Genomic DNA, 18,778 nt, shown 5'->3' on the forward strand with positions numbered 1-18,778 from the left:
CACCACCACAACCAAATCCACAGCTATCACATCTACTAATGCCGCCGCAAAGATCACAGCCACCGTTTGCATAAGCATCATAGTATCCAAATCCTGTATCAAAAGATGAGCGCTGTTGCACTGGTTCAATCCATACGGAGCTTTTTGTCACATCAATTATTTTACCTAAATGAATGCGACCATCACGATCTTCAATTCGAACGACTTTACCGAAATAACGTTGGCACGTATCGTAACATTTTTGTCTATGCATGTTCTTTCCTCCTTCCCCATTACAGTAATACGATATGTAAAGGGGACAAGTGCGGCTTGTACGAATGCCCTATCTATCATAATTGTTATAGGAAAGGGGAAATATAGGAGAAGGATATATAAGGAGGAAAAGGCAATGAAATCTACAGATCAGTTTCAGACATACGAAGTACCGTGGGAAGAATTTATTGAAGCATTGCGAGAGGAGATGAAGAAGCAAGTAGGGGCAGATATAATTGATACAGTAGTTTGCAATTTAGAAGATGGCTTTGAAGTGTATACATATGTGCAGGGGGATTTGGATTTTGAATATAAGGAAGCACTTGAAAGAAAATACGGAAGCGATGCAAAAACTCCTAATTTGTTAACAATTATGTTATTAGCTAGTATTTATAGTACAAGTGAAGAGAATATACGCTTGCATGCGGATAATAAAGATAACCCGGTTGTTGAAGTGTATGTGAAGCAATAAATCAAACTTTTTGATATATGTTTTGAATACGAAAAGTAGGAAAAGTCTGTTTTAAGTGTAGAGCTTAAACAGGCTTTTTTACTTATAGTATCGGATAGAAAACGCTAGAAGGAATACTATTCAGTTTATATAACTGTTTACATAATAAAGTTATGCTATGTTAGTTGTCCTAAAATACAAGTCATATATCTTGTTTCCTCTCATAAATTTAAACATAGGAATTTGTCTACAAAGGTGGCGAAGCCTCATCATGAAAATTCGAATTTGTGCCACATTCATGTTGTTTCTATTTATATGGTTACATCCTTTTTGGACTTTTGCAAAAGGAGAGGAGGCAAAGGAAAGGGTCGTTTCACTTGTATATGATGATTCGGGCAGCATGAGAAATAACGATCGCTGGAAATATGCCAATTACGCTTTGCAAAGTTTAGTTGCGCTATTAGATGAAAAAGATAAATTTTCGTATGTTCCAATGAGCAAGCCGAATGATCCATTAAACATTTCGTTAACGAAGGATAAGAGACAAACAGAAATTGAGGGGATTGGGGCATGGAAAACGTATTTAAATACTCCGTTTAGCGCAGTAGAAACGGCGATGCAATCTATAAAAAAGGAAGCAGATATAGATGGAAAACGTGAATTTTGGCTTATTGTCTTAACTGACGGGGCATTTAATGATTTAGAGAAAGATAAGGTTGGCGGGAAAGAACAAATCTTGCAGAAGTTAGCACAGTTTAAGAAGGATATGGATGCAAAAAAGATATCGCTACATCCAATTTTAATTACGATGGAAGAGGATTTAGGACAGCAAGAAAAGGCACAACTAAATACGTTTAAAGAGATATGGAAGAAAGAGATAAACGGAGTAGCGATGCCATCTAGTGGAGAGGATGGTATTGTAAAAAGCGTCAATCAAGTGGCTGCATTAGTTGCAAATCGTGATCCGTTCTCTTCTGTTGAATCGATTGTAAAAACGAAAGTAGTAGGGAAGAAAGTAGAGATTACAACACCATTTCCATTAAAGCGTATGACGCTTGTACGACAATCGCCTTCTTTGTCTACTTATCAGGTCACACAAATTTCTAAACCGTTACAATTCCAATCTTCCTATTCCATACATGCACCAGGAGAAGCGAAATTATTCGGAAATATAGTTCATATCAGTACGGAAAATCAGGAAGTTATTAAACCAGGAACTTATACGATAGAGGTGGATCGAGACATTGAGAAAGAAGGACTACAAGTACTAGTTGAACCAGCGCTTAACTATACTGTTTCTACTTATGACAAAGATGATCGTAGTCAAAAAAATGTGGAAGAAATGTACGAAGGTGTTACTGCTGTTATTGAAGCGAAGCCTACCGAATTACCAATTCAGTCTTCATATTTTCAGGCAGAAGTAGAAATAGACGGAAAACAGTACCAGATGAAGTGGGACGATAAAAAACATGTATTTTACTACGAAACGAAGATTGATAAAGGGTTAGTGCGCGGGAAAGTTCATATGAACATAAAGGGATTTTACAGACAGACGAAAGAATTTAAAGTCGAAGTAACGGAAAAACCAAAATTATCACTGCAAACTATTACGAAAGATTATGAAGAAAAAGTAACAAATTTAGAGAATAGTAAACCCTTTATTATACAACCACAGTTAGATGGTAAGCCGATGACAGAAGAGGCTGTAAAGAAACTATTAAAATCTACTGGTGTCACATCTAAACAATCAATCAACTATGAAATCAAACAACATGGTAATCAAATTTATATTTATCCTCGACCTCATTACTCCGACACATTCAATTTTACAGATACCGGCACCGTAGAAGCTACCATCGCAGTGCAAGATTCAAAATTACAAGAAGTAAAGAAAAGTATTTCACTTCATATTCAAAATGCACCGTTTTATGAAAAATATGCGCTTATCTTTAAGTTTGTTATTCCTATCACTTTATTACTGTTAGTAGTAGGAATAATCGTTTTAGGATGGATTGTTCGTCCAAGATTTCACCGGAAAGCACTATTGTATTACGAATGGGATCAAGAGGTAGCGAAAGATTGGTTATATCAATCTGAACCAGAGTTACTTAAAAATAAATGGTGGAAGCACTATTTTGGCATTCCGTTTAGGGCAGAAAGAAAGACTGTGCAATCTGTTACGTTTATAGCAAAGAAAGGATCGAAATCAATATTTGTAGCGAAAGAGTCACAAGTAGTAGGAATGATTATTGATGGGATGTTTATAACAGAGGATGAGGTTGGAATGGAGCATAAGACGCTATATCCAAATGAACTTTTAGTAATTGATAGAGGATATGGTAAAGAGATTTACAGGTACGAGTGTGAATAGTAGATAGGGCAAAGAGGGGAATTTTAGCTTTCCCTCCTCTTTTCAAACAAGCAAGAATAGGAAGGTGGTTCACATGACGTTACAAGTTCCAACGATATTAATTGGTTTAGGTGGAATCGGTAGTACTGTAACACATCAAATATATGAAAGACTACCTGAGGAGCGCCGGAAAAAGGTAGCAATGCACGTATTTGATACAGATGTGAATACATTGAGTAAATTTGATCATATTCGAAAGTTTAAAACACAAACGAGTTCAAGTAAAACGCCAAGAGAGTATATTGCGGGAGATCCAACGATTCCAGAATGGTTTCCAATGGACCCGACTATACTTGATAAACCACTGACGGAAGGGGCAGGACAGTTACGCGTCATTTCCCGTTTAGCGTTACGTGCTGCGATGAAAGAAGATAAATTGACATCCTTTTGGCAAGAAATCGAGAAGATTTTTCCGGTTACAAGCGATCAAACGGAATATGGAGTACGTGTCATTATAGTAACGTCACTAGCGGGCGGAACAGGTTCAGGGATGTTTCTACAAATTGCATTATATTTACGTGAAATGCTTCGGAAAAAACTGCAGCATCACAACATTTTAATACGTGGTGCATTTCTAATGCCTGACGTTTTAGTTAAGACGAGAACGGTTAGTGCGAAAGAGTTTGAAACGGTGCAGGCAAACGGCTATGCCTCGTTAAAAGAATTACATGCCATTACACTCGGTTCTACGGGGGAATTATCAAAACGCGGTGGCGTCACGATTGAATTAGAGTATCGTCCTGATCAAGTAGATGAGGATGGGAGAACGAATCATACGATTAAACAGCATCATTTACCGTACAATTATTGTTTCTTATACGATTATGAAAATCTACATGGACACCATCTGCACAATTTATCAGATTATATGGAGCAAATGGCAAATACGATTTATTTACAGTTATTTAGTCCGATGTCTGCAAACCATTTTGCGCAGGAAGATAATCAAATTCAGCAATTAGCAGAATCGAGCGGGAAAGGACGATATTGCGGGGCAGGAACGGCAAAGATTATTTATCCGTATGAGCACGTGTTAAAATATTGTGCTTTAAAATGGGCAGTGCAAGGTTTAGATGAATCGTGGCTTCATTTAGATCAACTGTTTCAAGAGAAGAAACAAAGATATGATCAAGATGTAAAACGAGGGATGCAACGTGAAAAGCCAGAGCGTGGGAAAAGTTATTTAGAAGACTTAGAACATCTTGCTACTCGTCCGGAACAGGCTCATATTTTCTATAGACAAATGTACAATGAAACGCGTGAAGGAGCAGAAGGTGGTAAGGTTGGTGTAGCGAAATCTAAATTATTTTTAGAAGCTGTAGAAAGCTATGTACAGCGTACGGTGCAAAAAGATGAGGAATTAAACCGTCTGCAGCATGAGTGTAAAATTTCGGCTGCGAAGCTGAAAATGATGGAGCAAATGAAAGGTGAAGTAGCAAGAGTGGATCATGCGGTTCGTTTATATGCGTATGCGATTCCGAGCCGCGTACATGAACATGTAACGACACTTTTATATGACATGATTGAATCAGACCGTTTTTCACCAAGTGGTTCTGAAGGGCAGTCATATCAACTAAATACATGGTTTTTAAAGAAAACAGATCCTGTTCACCCAGTATCAGCTCGTTTTATGTTATATGAAATTCGAAAGCAGTTAGTCGAGAAAATGAATCGACTACATGAAAATAATGAACAAAAGCGCAATTTAATTCAAAACTACGATAAGAAATTTAATGTGAGTAATATTGATGGAACGGTAACAGCTGTTCGCCGAGTAGAAATCGCGCAGCAACAAGGCTGGTTTGGAAAAATGATGAATAATCAGCAGCGTTTGTTTAAAAAAGAATTTGAAGATATTGTAACGCAGTATGTACACAAATTAAACGAGTATCGTAAAGAAATGCTATTAGAACTCGTTTATCAATCACTATATCAAGCGGTTAATAAAATGATTCAATATTGGGAAAGATTTTTTGATAATTTACACGAAACACGTGAAAATTTATTGTTCGAAATTCAAAAACGAAGCAAGGAATTTGAAGGGAAAACAAACCCAACGAATGTATACGTATTAGCTGAAGAGAAGTTACAAGGAAAAATATGGCAAGATATGCAGCAACATTTAAATTTAGGAGTATTACCGAAAGATATATCTGCGGAAATTTATATGAGTTTATACGGGGAATATTGCCGGGATGCGAAAACAGAAGAGATTCAATCGAAAAAGGTAGAAGACTTTTATCGTGAGCACATACTAAGTTATTGCTACGATGAATTACAAATACGCTATCGCGATAAGTTAGAACTGAATATCGTTGAGGCGTTACGAAAAGAAGCGGATTATAAGAAGCGTGATCGTGATGAATACGTCCGTGAAAAAATTGAAGACTTGTTCCATTTAGCTAGTCCATTTGTGCCGAAAGTTTCACATCATAGGGAATTACAATATTGGGGTATACATCCATCTTTAAAGAAAGAACTACAAGAGGAATTAATTCAAGAAATGTTTAAAGAAAAAGATACAGTACATGAAGCTTTTTCGCCATTTGAAGTCATTTGTTATCGTGCGCATTACGGTTTATCGTTGCAAGACTTTCCTAAGCTTTCGTCTGGACACATTGCAAATGGATTTATGAATGATAAAGGTGATTATTTTCAGTCATACTATCGCCGTGTAAACAAGTTGAATAGTAAAAAATCTAGTTTAACGCCGCATTTAGATAAGTATTGGCACTTACCAGCATTCATGCCAGACTTAAATGCAACACAAACGAAGTTAGATTACGATAAATGTAATCGAGCTCTTCTATACGCGTATATGTATCGCTGGATTAGTTTAGTTGCTGTTGATGGTCAGTTCGTGTATCAATATAACGGTGTTGGGCGTAGCTTCTTAATTCAGTCGATGGGAAAAAATATTTCAAGTGAAAGTTACAAATTACACAGAGCATTGCTTCATAATCCGTTTATTTATGAAAACATCTTGTCCAGATTTGAAGAAGAACAAGAAAAAGCGATGATACAGGGCGGACATTTATATACACATCCGTTCGTATTAGGTGCTCAAGATATTAGATGGCTTCGTAAAGAGCATGTCCATAATATTTTAGATATGATTTTAATGTATGACCGTGAAGCAAAATATGACCCAACGCTAGAAGAAACTTCTGATGAATTATTAAGGCTATTTCTTGATGAAATTGAGTTGTATTTCCAAAACTATTACGGTACAGGTGCCGATATGGTTGCAAAGAAAGAGAAAGAAATGTTTATTAAACAATTGTGGGATCGTTCGTATGCGAAAGGTTATGTAGACCCAAATAGTGCTCCTTATAAAAAGTGGCAAAATTTATTAAGCGTTTATGATGAAGAGGAAACACCAAAAACGAATGTTTAATGAATGAAAAGGGAATCCTTAAAAGTGGCAATACAACTTTAGAAAAGAGGGATTCCGATGCCGTTTTTAGGAAGTGTATATCAAATATTTGGATTGTATCCAGAAATTTATTATGGAATGATTTCAGCTGAACTTGCGGAGCAGCAAAGATTGGAACAAGCGGAAAACGAAGAACCAGAAACAGAAGCGTAACTGTATAAGAAGTTTCAAAATAAAAATGATAACACGCTGCTTACTCTTTACACGTATAAGAGTAAGTAGCGTGTTTTTACTATTTAATGATCCCGTTTTCTAAAATTTTAATAGTAGGAGTTACTTTCACATTAGCTTTTGAAAAGGCACTTGGCCAATCATCTTCGACAGTTTTCCATTCTTTATATTGAAACGCTCTCGCATAATCACCAAATCCAAACGGATCAAGTTGCTGCTTTTGAATGTTGTGGATTAAATCGTTTAAATCTTTGTTTAGCTGTTTTGTAATAAGAGAGGTTAATTTCTTTCTATCTTTGTCTATATCCATGTTGAATGTAAGTTCAGATACGGAAACTTTAAAATCCATTGCAATATTAAATTTGAAGTGGTTATCGTTATAATTTGTGTGAATGTCACGATTCATGCTAAGAACATTTATTGTTACGAAATCTTTGCCTTCTGTATCTTTTAAATCACTATTACTTTCAACTTGAGTAGAAGGGATCTTCATTGTAAGAGAAACTGGTGTATTGGCCTTCTTTTGTAATAGAAGAAGGAGGGCACTTTCATATCGATTTAAAGACATCTTATAGATTCCGCGAGAAGTTAATAGTGCGGAACCGGTAACGATAATATCTTTTTTTCCTTTTTTTATTTCTGAGATAGCAGGTGTTATACCTTTATTAAAAGTTTGCCTATGAAATTCATGGAATGTCGTAAACGCGGTTCGATTGTATAGTTTGTTCGTATTAATTAAATCTGTTAAATATTCAGGAAGTGCAGGCTTATCCTTGAAATTATTATATATAACAGAAGAAATTGGACCGTCAACTGCAACCATGCGCATATTTCCAGTATTTTTAGGGTCGCGATACCAAACATCAAGGTAAGGCATAGCGCCTTCTTGTTTTAAAAACTTCGTGCTAAATAAAATGAGCTGTAACTTTTCTGTAGATACTAAACCGCTACTTGAACTATTAAATGTTGCTTTTGCTTCTCGAGGGGTATGTACTGTCGCTTCATGAGTTTCGTATTTTTTCTCCACATCTTCATTAAAAATAGGGTTTACGTGGTACACAATTAATTTTCCTTTTGCTTTTGCATCAAACCCATAAATTAATGAAATGGATTGTTTTTCTAAGTCGAGCCGATCTCCTCCACATCCTGTTAAAAAGGTTATGAGAAAGAAAAATATAGTGAAAATAAAGCGCCTCATTTAAATTCTTCTCCTTTTCCAATGCTGATAAAGTGTCATGTATAAGAGAAATACGACTGGGAATAGAAAAACGATAAAATAACTTGCAGTTCCCCAAAATTCTCGCAATGCACTTATTTGATACGAGGATGGGATGTAAAAGAATAAAACGAAAACACACCCAAATAGTAAAAACCAAACAGGTAATGAACTCTCTTTTTTGTTAAGTAATTGATTGATTCCATCTGAAGCAGTGAAAATATAGGGAATGCAAGAATCAAAAATAATGAAGAGATAAAATGACAAAAAGATAATTTCAAACCGTTCCAGAAATGAAAAGTGAAAGGGTGTAACAAGAGAAAGAGTGGGCCATAAAAACTTTGTTATACCATCCGGGCTAAAATAAACAAAAGAGACGAACGTGACTTGAAGATAAACAAATAGCGTAATCAAATTCGCAAGAACGATCCCTTTTTTGGCAGATGACTTATTACTGAGATAAGGATAAAGGACAAATGCAAATTCAAATCCGAGAAACGCAATAATAGTTGATTTTACTGTGTTGAAAACGGGTATCCATCCCTCTTTCAGGAGAGGAAGAAGATAAACCCAATGCCCGTCTTTAAGTGGGATAAATAATAATAATGGCATCCAGAGTGTAAAGAAGACAGTAAAAACAGCATAGCGGCTAATAATAAGAACACCTTTACATGCGAGCATAAGCATTGGAATAGATAGTAACATCATAATTAAAAACATTGGAGATCTAGGTAAAATCCAAATGTGAATAACGTATAAGAGGGAGAATATTAAAGAAACAGCTGCAAGTACAGCATATAAAATCCACAGTAGCATCGCGATTTTTCCTAGCCATTTCCCAAAATAACGTGTTAACACATCAAGTAAAGAATAACCAGGATGTTTCGCCATAATTTGTATAATACAAAGACTTACACAAGTAGTTATAGCCCATCCAATAATAATTGACATCCAGCCATCGGTATTCGCCCCTTGTGCAACTTCACGTGGAAGTGTGAGTACACCAAATCCAACTTGAACACCACTAATTGTTAGAATGTATTGAAATAAAGTGATCTCCCTCTTTGCGCGATTTGTCACTTCTTTTCCTTCCTTTCCTTCATATCTCGTTGTCGGTTTTCTTGTTTCAAGTTAAGAGAGAGTGGTCGTTTTTTCATTATTTTCCATGGGGAACGTATGAGAATGTCTTTTAAATCCGAAGCAAATGATGGAGAAAAAGGACTACCATATGGTACACCAAGTGATTCCATAGAAAGAATATGGATGATGATAACTGCCATCCCGACCATAATGCCAATGACACCAAATAACGAAGCGATTACCATCATTGGGAATCGAAGAAGCCGAATTCCTGCCGACATTTCCATATTTGGAATGATGAAAGAAGCGACTGCAGTAATCGATACGACGATAACCATAACATTACTTACGATTCCTGCTTGAACCGCGGCTTGTCCAATGACAATCCCTCCTACGACGCCGATCGTTTGTCCAACAGGACCAGGAAGCCGAACCGCAGCTTCGCGGAGCATTTCAAGTACTAATTCCATCAAAAGTGCTTCTAATATAGGAGGAAAAGGAATTTTAGCTCGAGATTCTCCAATTGTTAACAATAATTTAAGGGGAATCACTTCATAATGAAAGGAAATCATAGCAATATAAAGAGCTGGTGCAAATATTGCAATAAATAATCCGGTGAAACGAAGTAATCGAATGAAAGATGGAATCATTGGCCTAAAGCTGTAATCATCTATCGTCTGAAAAAAAGCTGAAAAAGTCATAGGTCCAATTAATACGCCTGGTGAGCGATCTACAACAACAGCAATTCGTCCATCCAGAATGTGATGGGCCGTTGTGTCAGGACGTTCAGTGATAGATAATTGCGGAAAGAGAGTGTAGGAATTATCTTCAACAAATCCTTCTAATTCTCCGGTAGTAAGAATGGCATCCACTTTAATGGATTCGATACGGCATGCCATTTCTTGTACGACATCTTCATTTGCAGTGTCTGCTAGGTATAGCAAAAAAACCTTTGAAGTAGCTCGTTCACCAACAGTGAATTCCTTCACTTTCAATTCGCGATTTGGAATATATCGACGAATAAGTGCAAGACTGTCGCTCGCTACCTCATTAAATCCTTCGTGCGAGCTTTTTATGGAAGTTTCTGTAGTCGGTTCTTCAATACTTCTTTTTGGTGCGGATTGCGTATCTAGTTCTAAAGCTGTAAGTTGTCCATTTATGAATAAAATGCTTTTTCCATGTAAAAGGGACTGCTCGATGTCTGCCCACTGCTGAACTTTCTGTATATTCCCGATTGTAACGGAGGATTCCCAAAAATCGTCCTCATTCCACTCTTTAAATAGGAGGGGGCGGAGAATATCAATGTTAATAACAGTTTTATCGACAAGTCCTTCCATATATATAAGTGCAGCTTCTTTTCCGTTTTTTAACGGAAAAGTGCGTGTAATTAATTCTGGAATACCGCTAAACAGTTTGGACAAGTGCTTTAGATTAAGGGAAAGAGAAGAAGAAATAGATTTTTTTAATTGGTGATCAGCTTGCTCTTGTGCAGAAAAAGATTTTTCACCACGTATCCATTTATTAAAAGACCCCATTTGTTCGCTTACTCCTTGTCATGTATTATCCCACTTTAATGGGCAGTAAGACCCCCATCTCAAAATACAGCGAAAGCAAAGAATTTAGATGGGGGATCAACTGCCCATAAAAGTCCGATTGGTGAGGGCTAATAATCAGTGGGGGATGAAGAAAACCCCCACTGATTAAAGTTTCACTTTATATGGGTTATTATGGATAGTTCTATGCGGACATATGCGTAGTTTAAATTTTATATTGTATATTTTTAGTTTTAACGCTATAATTATAGTGTTAAAGATGGAATCGTGATATGACCTGTTATGAATCTATCGTTTTATTTATGAATAAATGGATTGGTATTTTAGCAAGATGTGCTAATAAACTACTCCACCATGATAATAACGTGCCGAAATGTGGTGCGTGTATTTTCGTGGTGGAGTTTTTTTATTCTCAAAAAGGGGGAAAGACCATGAATAACAACATGGTTCATATTACAATTGACGGAAAAAAGTATACAGCGGAGCCTGGTTCAACGATATTGGGTGTTATTAATGAGAACGGGATTGAACATCCGCAAATTTGTTACGTGCCAGAAGTAGATCCTATTCAAACATGTGACACTTGTATTGTAGAAGTTGACGGAAAGTTAATGCGCTCTTGTTCGACAGTGGCGACGGAAGGTATGAATATTGAACGTAATTCTACTCGTGCAAAAGAAGCACAAACAGAGGCGATGGATCGGTTACTAGAAAATCATTTATTATACTGTACTGTATGTGATAACAACAATGGGAACTGTAAGCTGCATAATACAGCAGAACTAATGGAGATTGAACATCAAAAATATCCTTATGAACCGAAAGTAGATGTAAGTGAAGTTGATATGACGCATCCGTTTTATCGCTACGATCCTAATCAATGTATTGCATGCGGTCAATGTGTTGAGGTATGTCAAAACTTACAAGTAAATGAAACGTTATCAATAGACTGGGAAGCGGAACGCCCACGAGTTATTTGGGATGAAGGAGTCGATATTAATGATTCTTCATGCGTGAGCTGTGGTCAATGTGTAACCATTTGTCCTTGTAATGCTTTAATGGAGAAAACGATGCTCGGTGAAGCTGGATTTATGACGGGATTAAAACCAGATATTCTTGAACCAATGGTAGATTTAATTAAAGAAGTTGAGCCTGGATATAGCGGCATTTTTGCGGTATCAGAAGTGGAAGCGGCCATGCGTGATACTCGTACGAAGAAAACGAAAACAGTTTGTACATTTTGTGGTGTAGGTTGTTCATTTGAAGTGTGGACGAAAGGGCGTAAAATCCTTAAAGTACAGCCTTCTTCTGATGCGCCAGTTAACGCAATTTCTACTTGTGTAAAAGGGAAATTCGGTTGGGATTTCGTAAATTCTAAAGAAAGAATTACAAAACCTTTAATTCGTAAAAATGGAACATTTGTTGAATCTACATGGGAAGAGGCACTACATGTAGTTGCAAGTAAATTAGGATCTATTAAAGAAGAATACGGTAAAGATGCTATCGGTTTTATTTCTTCATCAAAAATTACGAATGAAGACAATTATGTTATTCAAAAATTAGCTCGACAAGTATTTGAAACGAATAATATTGATAACTGCTCACGTTATTGTCAATCACCAGCGACAGACGGATTATTCCGTACAATTGGTATGGGCGGAGATGCAGGAACGATTAAAGATATCGCAAAATCCGGTCTTGTTATTATTGTAGGTTGTAATCCGACAGAAGGTCATCCTGTTTTAGCTACACGTATTAAACGTGCGCATAAATTACACGGACAAAAATTAATTGTCGCTGATCTGCGTAAAACAGAAATGGCAGAGCGCTCAGACGTCTTTATTAGTCCAAAACAAGGAACAGATCAAGTATGGTTAATGGCTGTTACGAAATATATGATTGATCAAGGCTGGCACGATCAACGATTTATTGATGAGAATGTAAACTTCTTTGAAGATTTCAAAGAGAGTCTGACAGAATATACACTTGAATATGCAGAAGAAATGACTGATATTTCAAAAGAAACACTTATTCAAATGGCTGAAATGATTCGTGATGCAGATGGTACATGTATCCTTTGGGGTATGGGCGTAACGCAAAATACGGGTGGTTCTGATACTTCCGCTGCGATTTCAAACTTACTTCTTGCAACAGGTAATTATCGTCGTCCAGGTGCTGGTGCATATCCACTTCGAGGTCATAATAACGTACAAGGTGCTTGTGATATGGGTACTTTACCAGGATGGCTTCCAGGATATCAGCACGTTACTAACGATATGGAGCGTGCGAAATTTGAAATGGCTTACGGAGTGAAAATTAATAGTGAACCAGGTCTTAATAATATTGAAATGCTTCATGCAATTGATGAAGGGAAAATGAAAGCTATGTATCTTGTTGGAGAGGATATGGCTCTTGTAGACTCTAATGCGAACCATGTACATGAAGTATTATCAAGCCTTGATTTCTTCGTTGTGCAAGATGTTTTCTTATCTAAAACTGCTCAATATGCAGATGTTGTATTACCAGCAGCACCGTCTCTTGAGAAAGAAGGTACTTTCACAAATACAGAGCGCCGTGTACAAAGATTGTATCAAGTTCTTCCTACGCTTGGAGATGCGAAGCCAGACTGGTGGATTGTGCAGGAGATTGCGAATAAATTAGGTGCAAACTGGAATTATAGCCATCCAAGTGAAATTTTTGCTGAAATGGCAAGTTTATCACCACTATTCTCACAAGCAAATTATGAAGTACTTGAAGGATGGAATAGTTTCCATTGGGGAAGTTTTGATGGAACAAATACACCACTTCTGTTCCAAGATGGATTTAACTTCCCAGATAAAAGAGCGCGTTTTGCAATTGCTGATTGGGTACGTCCAGCTGAATTCCCAGCGGAGTTCGATCTTCACATTAATAACGGCCGTATGCTTGAGCATTTCCATGAAGGGAATATGACAAATAAATCAACAGGTATTCAAACGAAAGTGCCTGGCGTTTTCGTTGAAATTTCTCCAGCGCTTGCGAAAGAACGTGGAGTGAAAACAGGTTCATTAGTTCGTCTTGTCTCTCCTTTTGGAGCATTAAAATTACGCGCACTTGTAACAGACCGTGTAAAAGCGAATGAGTTATATTTACCGATGAACTCTACAGATAATGAAACAGCAATTAATTTCTTAACAGGTCCTGCAGTTGATACGCGTACGAACACACCTGCTTATAAACAGACGAAAGTGCGTATGGAATTGCTAGAAGTTGATGGCGAAAATCCGATGCCAAAAGCGAACCCACGCAATAAAAAACGTCACCCTCAAGCTGGTATTGAGGTAGATCGTAAGTGGGCACGTTCAGGGTATGTGCATTTAACGGATAAGTAGGAGGAGAAAAATATGGCTGCACCTATAAAAATGATTCAAAAACAAGAATTAACTGAGGAAGAAATAAAACAGCAAAAATTAGATGATTTAAAAGAACTTCTAGCTAATAATGAAGAAGCTTTAAATCAAATGTTTAATATTGTCGGTGAATTAAATGACATCGGAATGCTAGAAGCCGCAAATTCTATGCTAAAAGCGAAAGAACCAATCGCAAAAATTGTTCTTGGCCAAGTGACTCGTGAGCCTGTTACAAATTTAATTAATAATATGATGGGCGCTGCAGGTGCTTTAACAGAACTTGATCCGGAACTTACGAAAAAGCTTATAGGTAGTTTATTAGTAGGACTAGAAGAAGGTAATGAACATCTAGAGAGTAATAAAAAAGTAGGGGTATTCGATCTTATGAAAGTATTGAAAGACCCAGACATTAACCGTGCTATCGGGTTTGGGCTTCATTTCTTAAAAGGTATGGGTAAAGGGTTAAAAGACGAATAATCTTCATGAAGTGAATCTTTTCGCCCAAATGTTTGTACGAAATATTTTGGGCGGAAGACTCATTTTGGTAAAATATATAATAAAGTAAAATGAGGATTTTTTGGAGGTATAATTGTATGTCAAAAAAAGTACATGAATTTAATGATATGATACGAAAACTTCGAAAGGAACTTTTCGGAAAAGGACCGGAACGAATTCATACTGTTTTTGCTGAAAATATGGCGATTGCGACCCTTTACGGAAACTTAACACCTACTGAAAAATTCATTTCAAGTACGATGGACGGTGCGGAAATGGTTCATTTGGCTAGAACGAAAATGATTCAAGAAGTGTATGCTGCGAATTCCCGTGAACATTTGGAGGAACTTGTTGGAGCGAAATTAGTGAATTTATTTTCAGATATGAAAGTAGAAGAAGATATTGCAGTTTCGGTATTCGTTTTTGATAAAAATATAACGTGAGAGAAGGATACTGATCGTGAAACCGATACAGGTAGAAAGAGAAATCTTTCGTTATGAACAAGGGGCGTTTAAACATATAGAGGACAGCATTGTAACAGAGTTTCCAGTCACGATTAAAATGAACGGACAGGAGTTTGTTACAATGGTTAGTACTCCAGAATATATAGAAGACATGGTAATAGGCTTCTTAGCATCTGAAGGAATCATTCGGAAGTATGAAGATATTGATGACATATGGGTACAAGAGAAAGAAGGATTTGTACATGTCACAACGAAAAAAGTGAACCCGTATTACGAACAAATGCAAAATAAACGTTATATTACTTCATGCTGTGGTATGAGTAGACAAGGGTTTGTTTTTGCGAATGATGCACTAAGCGCAAAAAAAATGAATGGCGTCCATGTACAGGTTGCTGCAGAAGACTGTTTTCGATTAATGAAAGAAATGCAGCAATCTGCAGAGACATTTCGTCATACAGGTGGCGTTCATAATGCATCTTTGTGTGATGTGAATGCTATTATTTTAAGCCGAATGGATATCGGTAGACATAATGCATTAGATAAAATTTACGGTTATTGCTTAAAAAATAATATTTCTATAAGTGATAAAATCATTGTTTTTAGTGGTCGTATTTCTTCGGAAATATTATTGAAAGTTGCAAAAATTGGTTGTGAAATTATACTCTCAAAATCAGCTCCAACTGAGTTGGCTTTGCAGCTAGCAGAAGAATTAGGTATTACTACGATAGGATTTATTCGGAATCAATCCTTAAACGTATATACACATCCAGAGCGTGTTTTAAATATAAAATAAGTAAAAGCGAGGCAATAAATATGAAATCTGTCACATTAGACAAACTACAACGTCCTTTAAAGGATTTACGTATTTCTGTTACTGATCGCTGTAATTTTCGCTGTCGTTATTGTATGCCAGAAGAAATATTTGGTCCTGATTATTCGTTTTTGTCTAATGATAAAATTTTATCTTTTGATGAGATTGAAAGGATAACACGTATTTTTGTTTCTTTAGGTGTAAGAAAGTTACGAATTACGGGCGGAGAACCGTTACTTCGAAGAGGTCTTCCGCAGCTTATTGAGCGCCTTAATAAAATAGATGGTGTGGAGGATATCGGTTTAACAACCAATGGATCGTTACTTAAAAAGTTTGCTCCTGATTTATATAAGGCAGGTTTATCACGTGTGACAGTTAGTTTAGATTCCTTAGAAGAAGATCGTTTTTTCTATTTGAATGGTAATAGAAGCAAAGTGCAAAGAGTTCTAGAAGGAATACAGGCTGCAGCTGAAGTTGGTATGAAAATTAAAATAAACATGGTCGTTCAAAAGGAAAAAAACGAACAGGACATCTTGCAGATGGCACAATATTTTAAGGAAAATAAGCATATTCTTCGTTTTATTGAGTATATGGACGTTGGGAATTATAACGGTTGGGAATTAAAAGAGGTCGTCTCGAAACAAGAAATAGTAGATGCGATTCATCAAGTTATGCCATTAGAACGGATAGAAGCGAATTATGCAGGTGAAGTTGCGACTCGCTATCGTTATATTGGAAGTAGTGAAGAGATAGGTATTATTTCATCCGTAACAGATTCTTTCTGCTCCTCATGTACGAGAGCCCGTATTTCTGCAGAAGGAAAATTATATACTTGTTTGTTCGCTTCTAAAGGAAATGACTTGAGAGAACTACTTCGATCTGGATATACTGACGATGAAATAACATATATCGTACGTGATATATGGAACAACCGAGAAGATCGTTATTCAGATGAACGCTTAAGTCATACTAGTAAAAAAAGAGCGCCTAAAATTGAAATGTCACATATTGGTGGTTGATATATAAGAGTGACGCTTTGATGAAGTATATACAAAATGGGAAATGTGCAACGGTTGTAGATTTTCTATTTTATAGTAAAAGTGATGATTGATATCTCTGTAAAAGATGTGCAGAGAAATTAAGCAGCATTCAAAAACCTTCATTTTGAGGAGGTTTTTTGAAGCTGCTTTTTTATTTGGAGAAAATGGAGGAATTGGTAATGGCATTTCATAAACCGGAACAAATTGCTGAGCTTGTAATTGAGGCCGGTGTCCAAAAGGTAAGTCAGACGTTGCCAGCAATGCTTATTCTCGGTTTTTTAGGAGGAGCGTTTATTTCGTTAGGTTTTTTGCTTAACATTCGCGTTTTAGGTAATTTACCTGAGCGCTGGGGTAGTTTAGTCAATATTTTAGGAGGAGCGGTTTTTCCTGTGGGATTAATGCTCGTTGTATTAGCAGGAGGAGAATTAATTACCGGAAATATGATGTCACTTTCTATGGCGCTTTATGCCAAGAAAATTACATTGGTAAGTGTACTAAATAATTGGGTTTGGATTACTTTCATGAATTTCGTTGGAGCCATTTTTGTTGCGTATTGTTTCGGTCATCTTGGCGGATTAACAGAGGGAGAGTATTTAAATAAAACGGTAGCGATAGCAGAAGGAAAGTTACATGAAACGTTTGGGAGAACTTTAATTTTAGCGATTGGATGTAATTGGCTCGTTTGTCTTGCGCTATGGCTCGCTTATGGGACGAGTGATTTTGTCGGAAAAATAATCGGAATTTGGATTCCAATTATGGCATTTGTAGTGATTGGATTTCAGCAAGTGGTAGCAAATATGTTTGTTATTTCAGCAGTTATTTTTGCAGGTCATCTGACGTGGATGGATCTTGCTAGAAATTTTGTTCCTGTTTTTATCGGAAATGTAATTGGAGGAGCTGGATTTGTCGGATTTGCTTACTTTGCTTGTTATCAAAAACAACATTCTAATATGAAATAGAGTTCGTGAGAGGAAGGGTATGTAATGGCTGAGCGGTATTCACGACAACAGTTGTTCAAACCGATTGGGAGTAAAGGACAAGAAAAAATTCGAAATAAACATGTGTTAATTGTAGGAGCAGGCGCATTAGGAAGTGCGAGTGCTGAAAGTTTCGTACGTGCAGGTATTGGCAAGTTGACGCTTATTGATCGTGACTACGTTGAATGGAGTAATTTACAAAGGCAACAATTGTACTCTGAAGAAGATGCAAGAGAGAAAATACCGAAAGCAATTGCTGCTAAAAATCGGTTAGAGCGAATTAATTCGGAAGTACACATAGATGCTTTCGTAATGGATGCAAGTGCAGAAAACATGGAAGACCTATTAAAAAATGTAGATGTAATCATTGATGCAACAGATAATTTCGATATTCGATTTGTAATAAATGATTTATCACAAAAACATAATATCCCGTGGGTATACGGTTCTTGCGTTGGATCGTACGGTATGAGTTATACAATTATTCCGCAAGAGACACCATGTTTACATTGTGTGCTGAAGAATGTTCCTGTTACAGGTATGACATGTGATACCGCTGGAATTATTAGCCCGACTGTTCAAATCGTCGCAGCATATCAAGTGGCGGAAGCATTCAAAATTTTAGTAGGAGATTCCGCGGCAATTAGAAAAACATTTTTCATGTTTGATATATGGAGTAATCAAAACCATTTTATAAAACTAGGGAAAATCAAAACAGACGATTGCCCTTCGTGCGGCTTAAATCGAACTTATCCTTATTTATCATACGAAAACCAAACGAAGGTAGCTGCTTTATGCGGAAGAAATACAGTACAAATTAGGTCAGTAGAAAATAGAAAGTACGATTTTGACGATATAGAAAAAGTATTAAACAAACTAGGGAAAGTAAATCGGAATCCGTATTTACTATCTTGCCAACTAGATGATTACCGCGTCGTTATTTTTCGAGACGGTCGTGTTTTCATTCATGGTACAAATGATATTTCGAAAGCAAAACAATTATATTATCGCGTATTCGGTTAATAGAAAGGGT

The 18,778-nt window shown here is 36.7% G+C and carries 15 protein-coding genes; 11 read left to right on the top strand and 4 right to left on the bottom strand.

From position 1 onward, the window contains the following. Positions 1–253: hypothetical protein (locus BAQ44_RS00675; protein ID WP_071720213.1), on the bottom strand; the 253-nt coding region annotated here is incomplete at its 3' end. 135 nt (positions 254–388) lie between these two features. On the opposite strand from BAQ44_RS00675, the gene BAQ44_RS00680 reads away from it, so the two are divergent. From BAQ44_RS00680 to BAQ44_RS00695, 4 genes are all read left to right on the top strand, one after another. Beyond that, a complete protein-coding gene (locus tag BAQ44_RS00680; protein WP_071720215.1) occupies positions 389–724 on the top strand; it encodes a hypothetical protein in 336 nt (111 codons plus the stop codon). 250 nt (positions 725–974) lie between these two features. Next, a complete protein-coding gene (locus BAQ44_RS00685) occupies positions 975–3,074 on the top strand; it encodes a vWA domain-containing protein (protein ID WP_071720217.1) in 2,100 nt (699 codons plus the stop codon). Positions 3,075–3,147: 73 nt separating this feature from the next. After that, the gene (locus tag BAQ44_RS00690) at positions 3,148–6,510 is read left to right on the top strand and encodes a tubulin-like doman-containing protein (protein ID WP_071720220.1); all 3,363 of its coding nucleotides are present in this window, start codon (positions 3,148–3,150) and stop codon (positions 6,508–6,510) included. Positions 6,511–6,567: 57 nt separating this feature from the next. Continuing rightward, positions 6,568–6,702, top strand: coding sequence for a hypothetical protein (locus tag BAQ44_RS00695; RefSeq protein ID WP_001116178.1), 135 nt, complete (start codon positions 6,568–6,570; stop codon positions 6,700–6,702). Between the two features lie 79 nt (positions 6,703–6,781). Here BAQ44_RS00695 and BAQ44_RS00700 read toward each other — a convergent pair whose 3' ends face one another. Genes BAQ44_RS00700 through BAQ44_RS00710 form a run of 3 tightly spaced genes read right to left on the bottom strand, consistent with a single transcriptional unit; the run spans position 6,782 to position 10,551 of the window. After that, positions 6,782–7,918, bottom strand: coding sequence for a Ger(x)C family spore germination protein (locus BAQ44_RS00700; protein ID WP_071720222.1), 1,137 nt, complete (start codon positions 7,916–7,918; stop codon positions 6,782–6,784). Beyond that, positions 7,919–9,016, bottom strand: a complete 1,098-nt coding sequence (locus tag BAQ44_RS00705) for an endospore germination permease (RefSeq protein ID WP_071720224.1) — start codon at positions 9,014–9,016, stop codon at positions 7,919–7,921. Next, the gene (locus BAQ44_RS00710) at positions 9,013–10,551 is read right to left on the bottom strand and encodes a spore germination protein (RefSeq protein WP_071720226.1); all 1,539 of its coding nucleotides are present in this window, start codon (positions 10,549–10,551) and stop codon (positions 9,013–9,015) included. Before BAQ44_RS00710 ends, BAQ44_RS00705 begins: the two co-directional genes overlap by 4 nt. A 449-nt stretch (positions 10,552–11,000) precedes the next feature. Between BAQ44_RS00710 and fdhF the strand changes: the two genes are divergently transcribed. From fdhF to BAQ44_RS00745, 7 genes are all read left to right on the top strand, one after another. Continuing rightward, positions 11,001–13,940: a formate dehydrogenase subunit alpha gene (gene fdhF / locus BAQ44_RS00715; RefSeq protein WP_071720228.1), complete on the top strand. Its 2,940-nt coding sequence runs from the start codon at positions 11,001–11,003 to the stop codon at positions 13,938–13,940. Between the two features lie 12 nt (positions 13,941–13,952). Beyond that, positions 13,953–14,435, top strand: coding sequence for a helical membrane plugin domain-containing protein (locus BAQ44_RS00720; protein ID WP_000729894.1), 483 nt, complete (start codon positions 13,953–13,955; stop codon positions 14,433–14,435). 116 nt (positions 14,436–14,551) lie between these two features. Beyond that, positions 14,552–14,896, top strand: a complete 345-nt coding sequence (locus BAQ44_RS00725; protein WP_000039580.1) for a Na-translocating system protein MpsC family protein — start codon at positions 14,552–14,554, stop codon at positions 14,894–14,896. A gap of 16 nt (positions 14,897–14,912) precedes the next feature. Then, on the top strand, positions 14,913–15,710 hold the full coding sequence (gene fdhD / locus BAQ44_RS00730; RefSeq protein WP_061678489.1) for a formate dehydrogenase accessory sulfurtransferase FdhD: 798 nt from the start codon (positions 14,913–14,915) through the stop codon (positions 15,708–15,710). A gap of 20 nt (positions 15,711–15,730) precedes the next feature. Next, positions 15,731–16,747, top strand: a complete 1,017-nt coding sequence (gene moaA, locus BAQ44_RS00735) for a GTP 3',8-cyclase MoaA (protein WP_071720230.1) — start codon at positions 15,731–15,733, stop codon at positions 16,745–16,747. Between the two features lie 200 nt (positions 16,748–16,947). Further along, entirely contained in the window at positions 16,948–17,727 is a 780-nt protein-coding gene (locus BAQ44_RS00740) for a formate channel (protein WP_071720232.1), read from the top strand. Positions 17,728–17,751: 24 nt separating this feature from the next. Then, positions 17,752–18,768, top strand: coding sequence for a molybdopterin-synthase adenylyltransferase MoeB (locus BAQ44_RS00745; protein ID WP_071720234.1), 1,017 nt, complete (start codon positions 17,752–17,754; stop codon positions 18,766–18,768). The last annotated feature ends 10 nt before the right edge of the window (positions 18,769–18,778 follow it).

Source organism: Bacillus mobilis, assembly GCF_001884045.1.
GTDB classification, from domain to species: domain Bacteria; phylum Bacillota; class Bacilli; order Bacillales; family Bacillaceae_G; genus Bacillus_A; species Bacillus_A mobilis.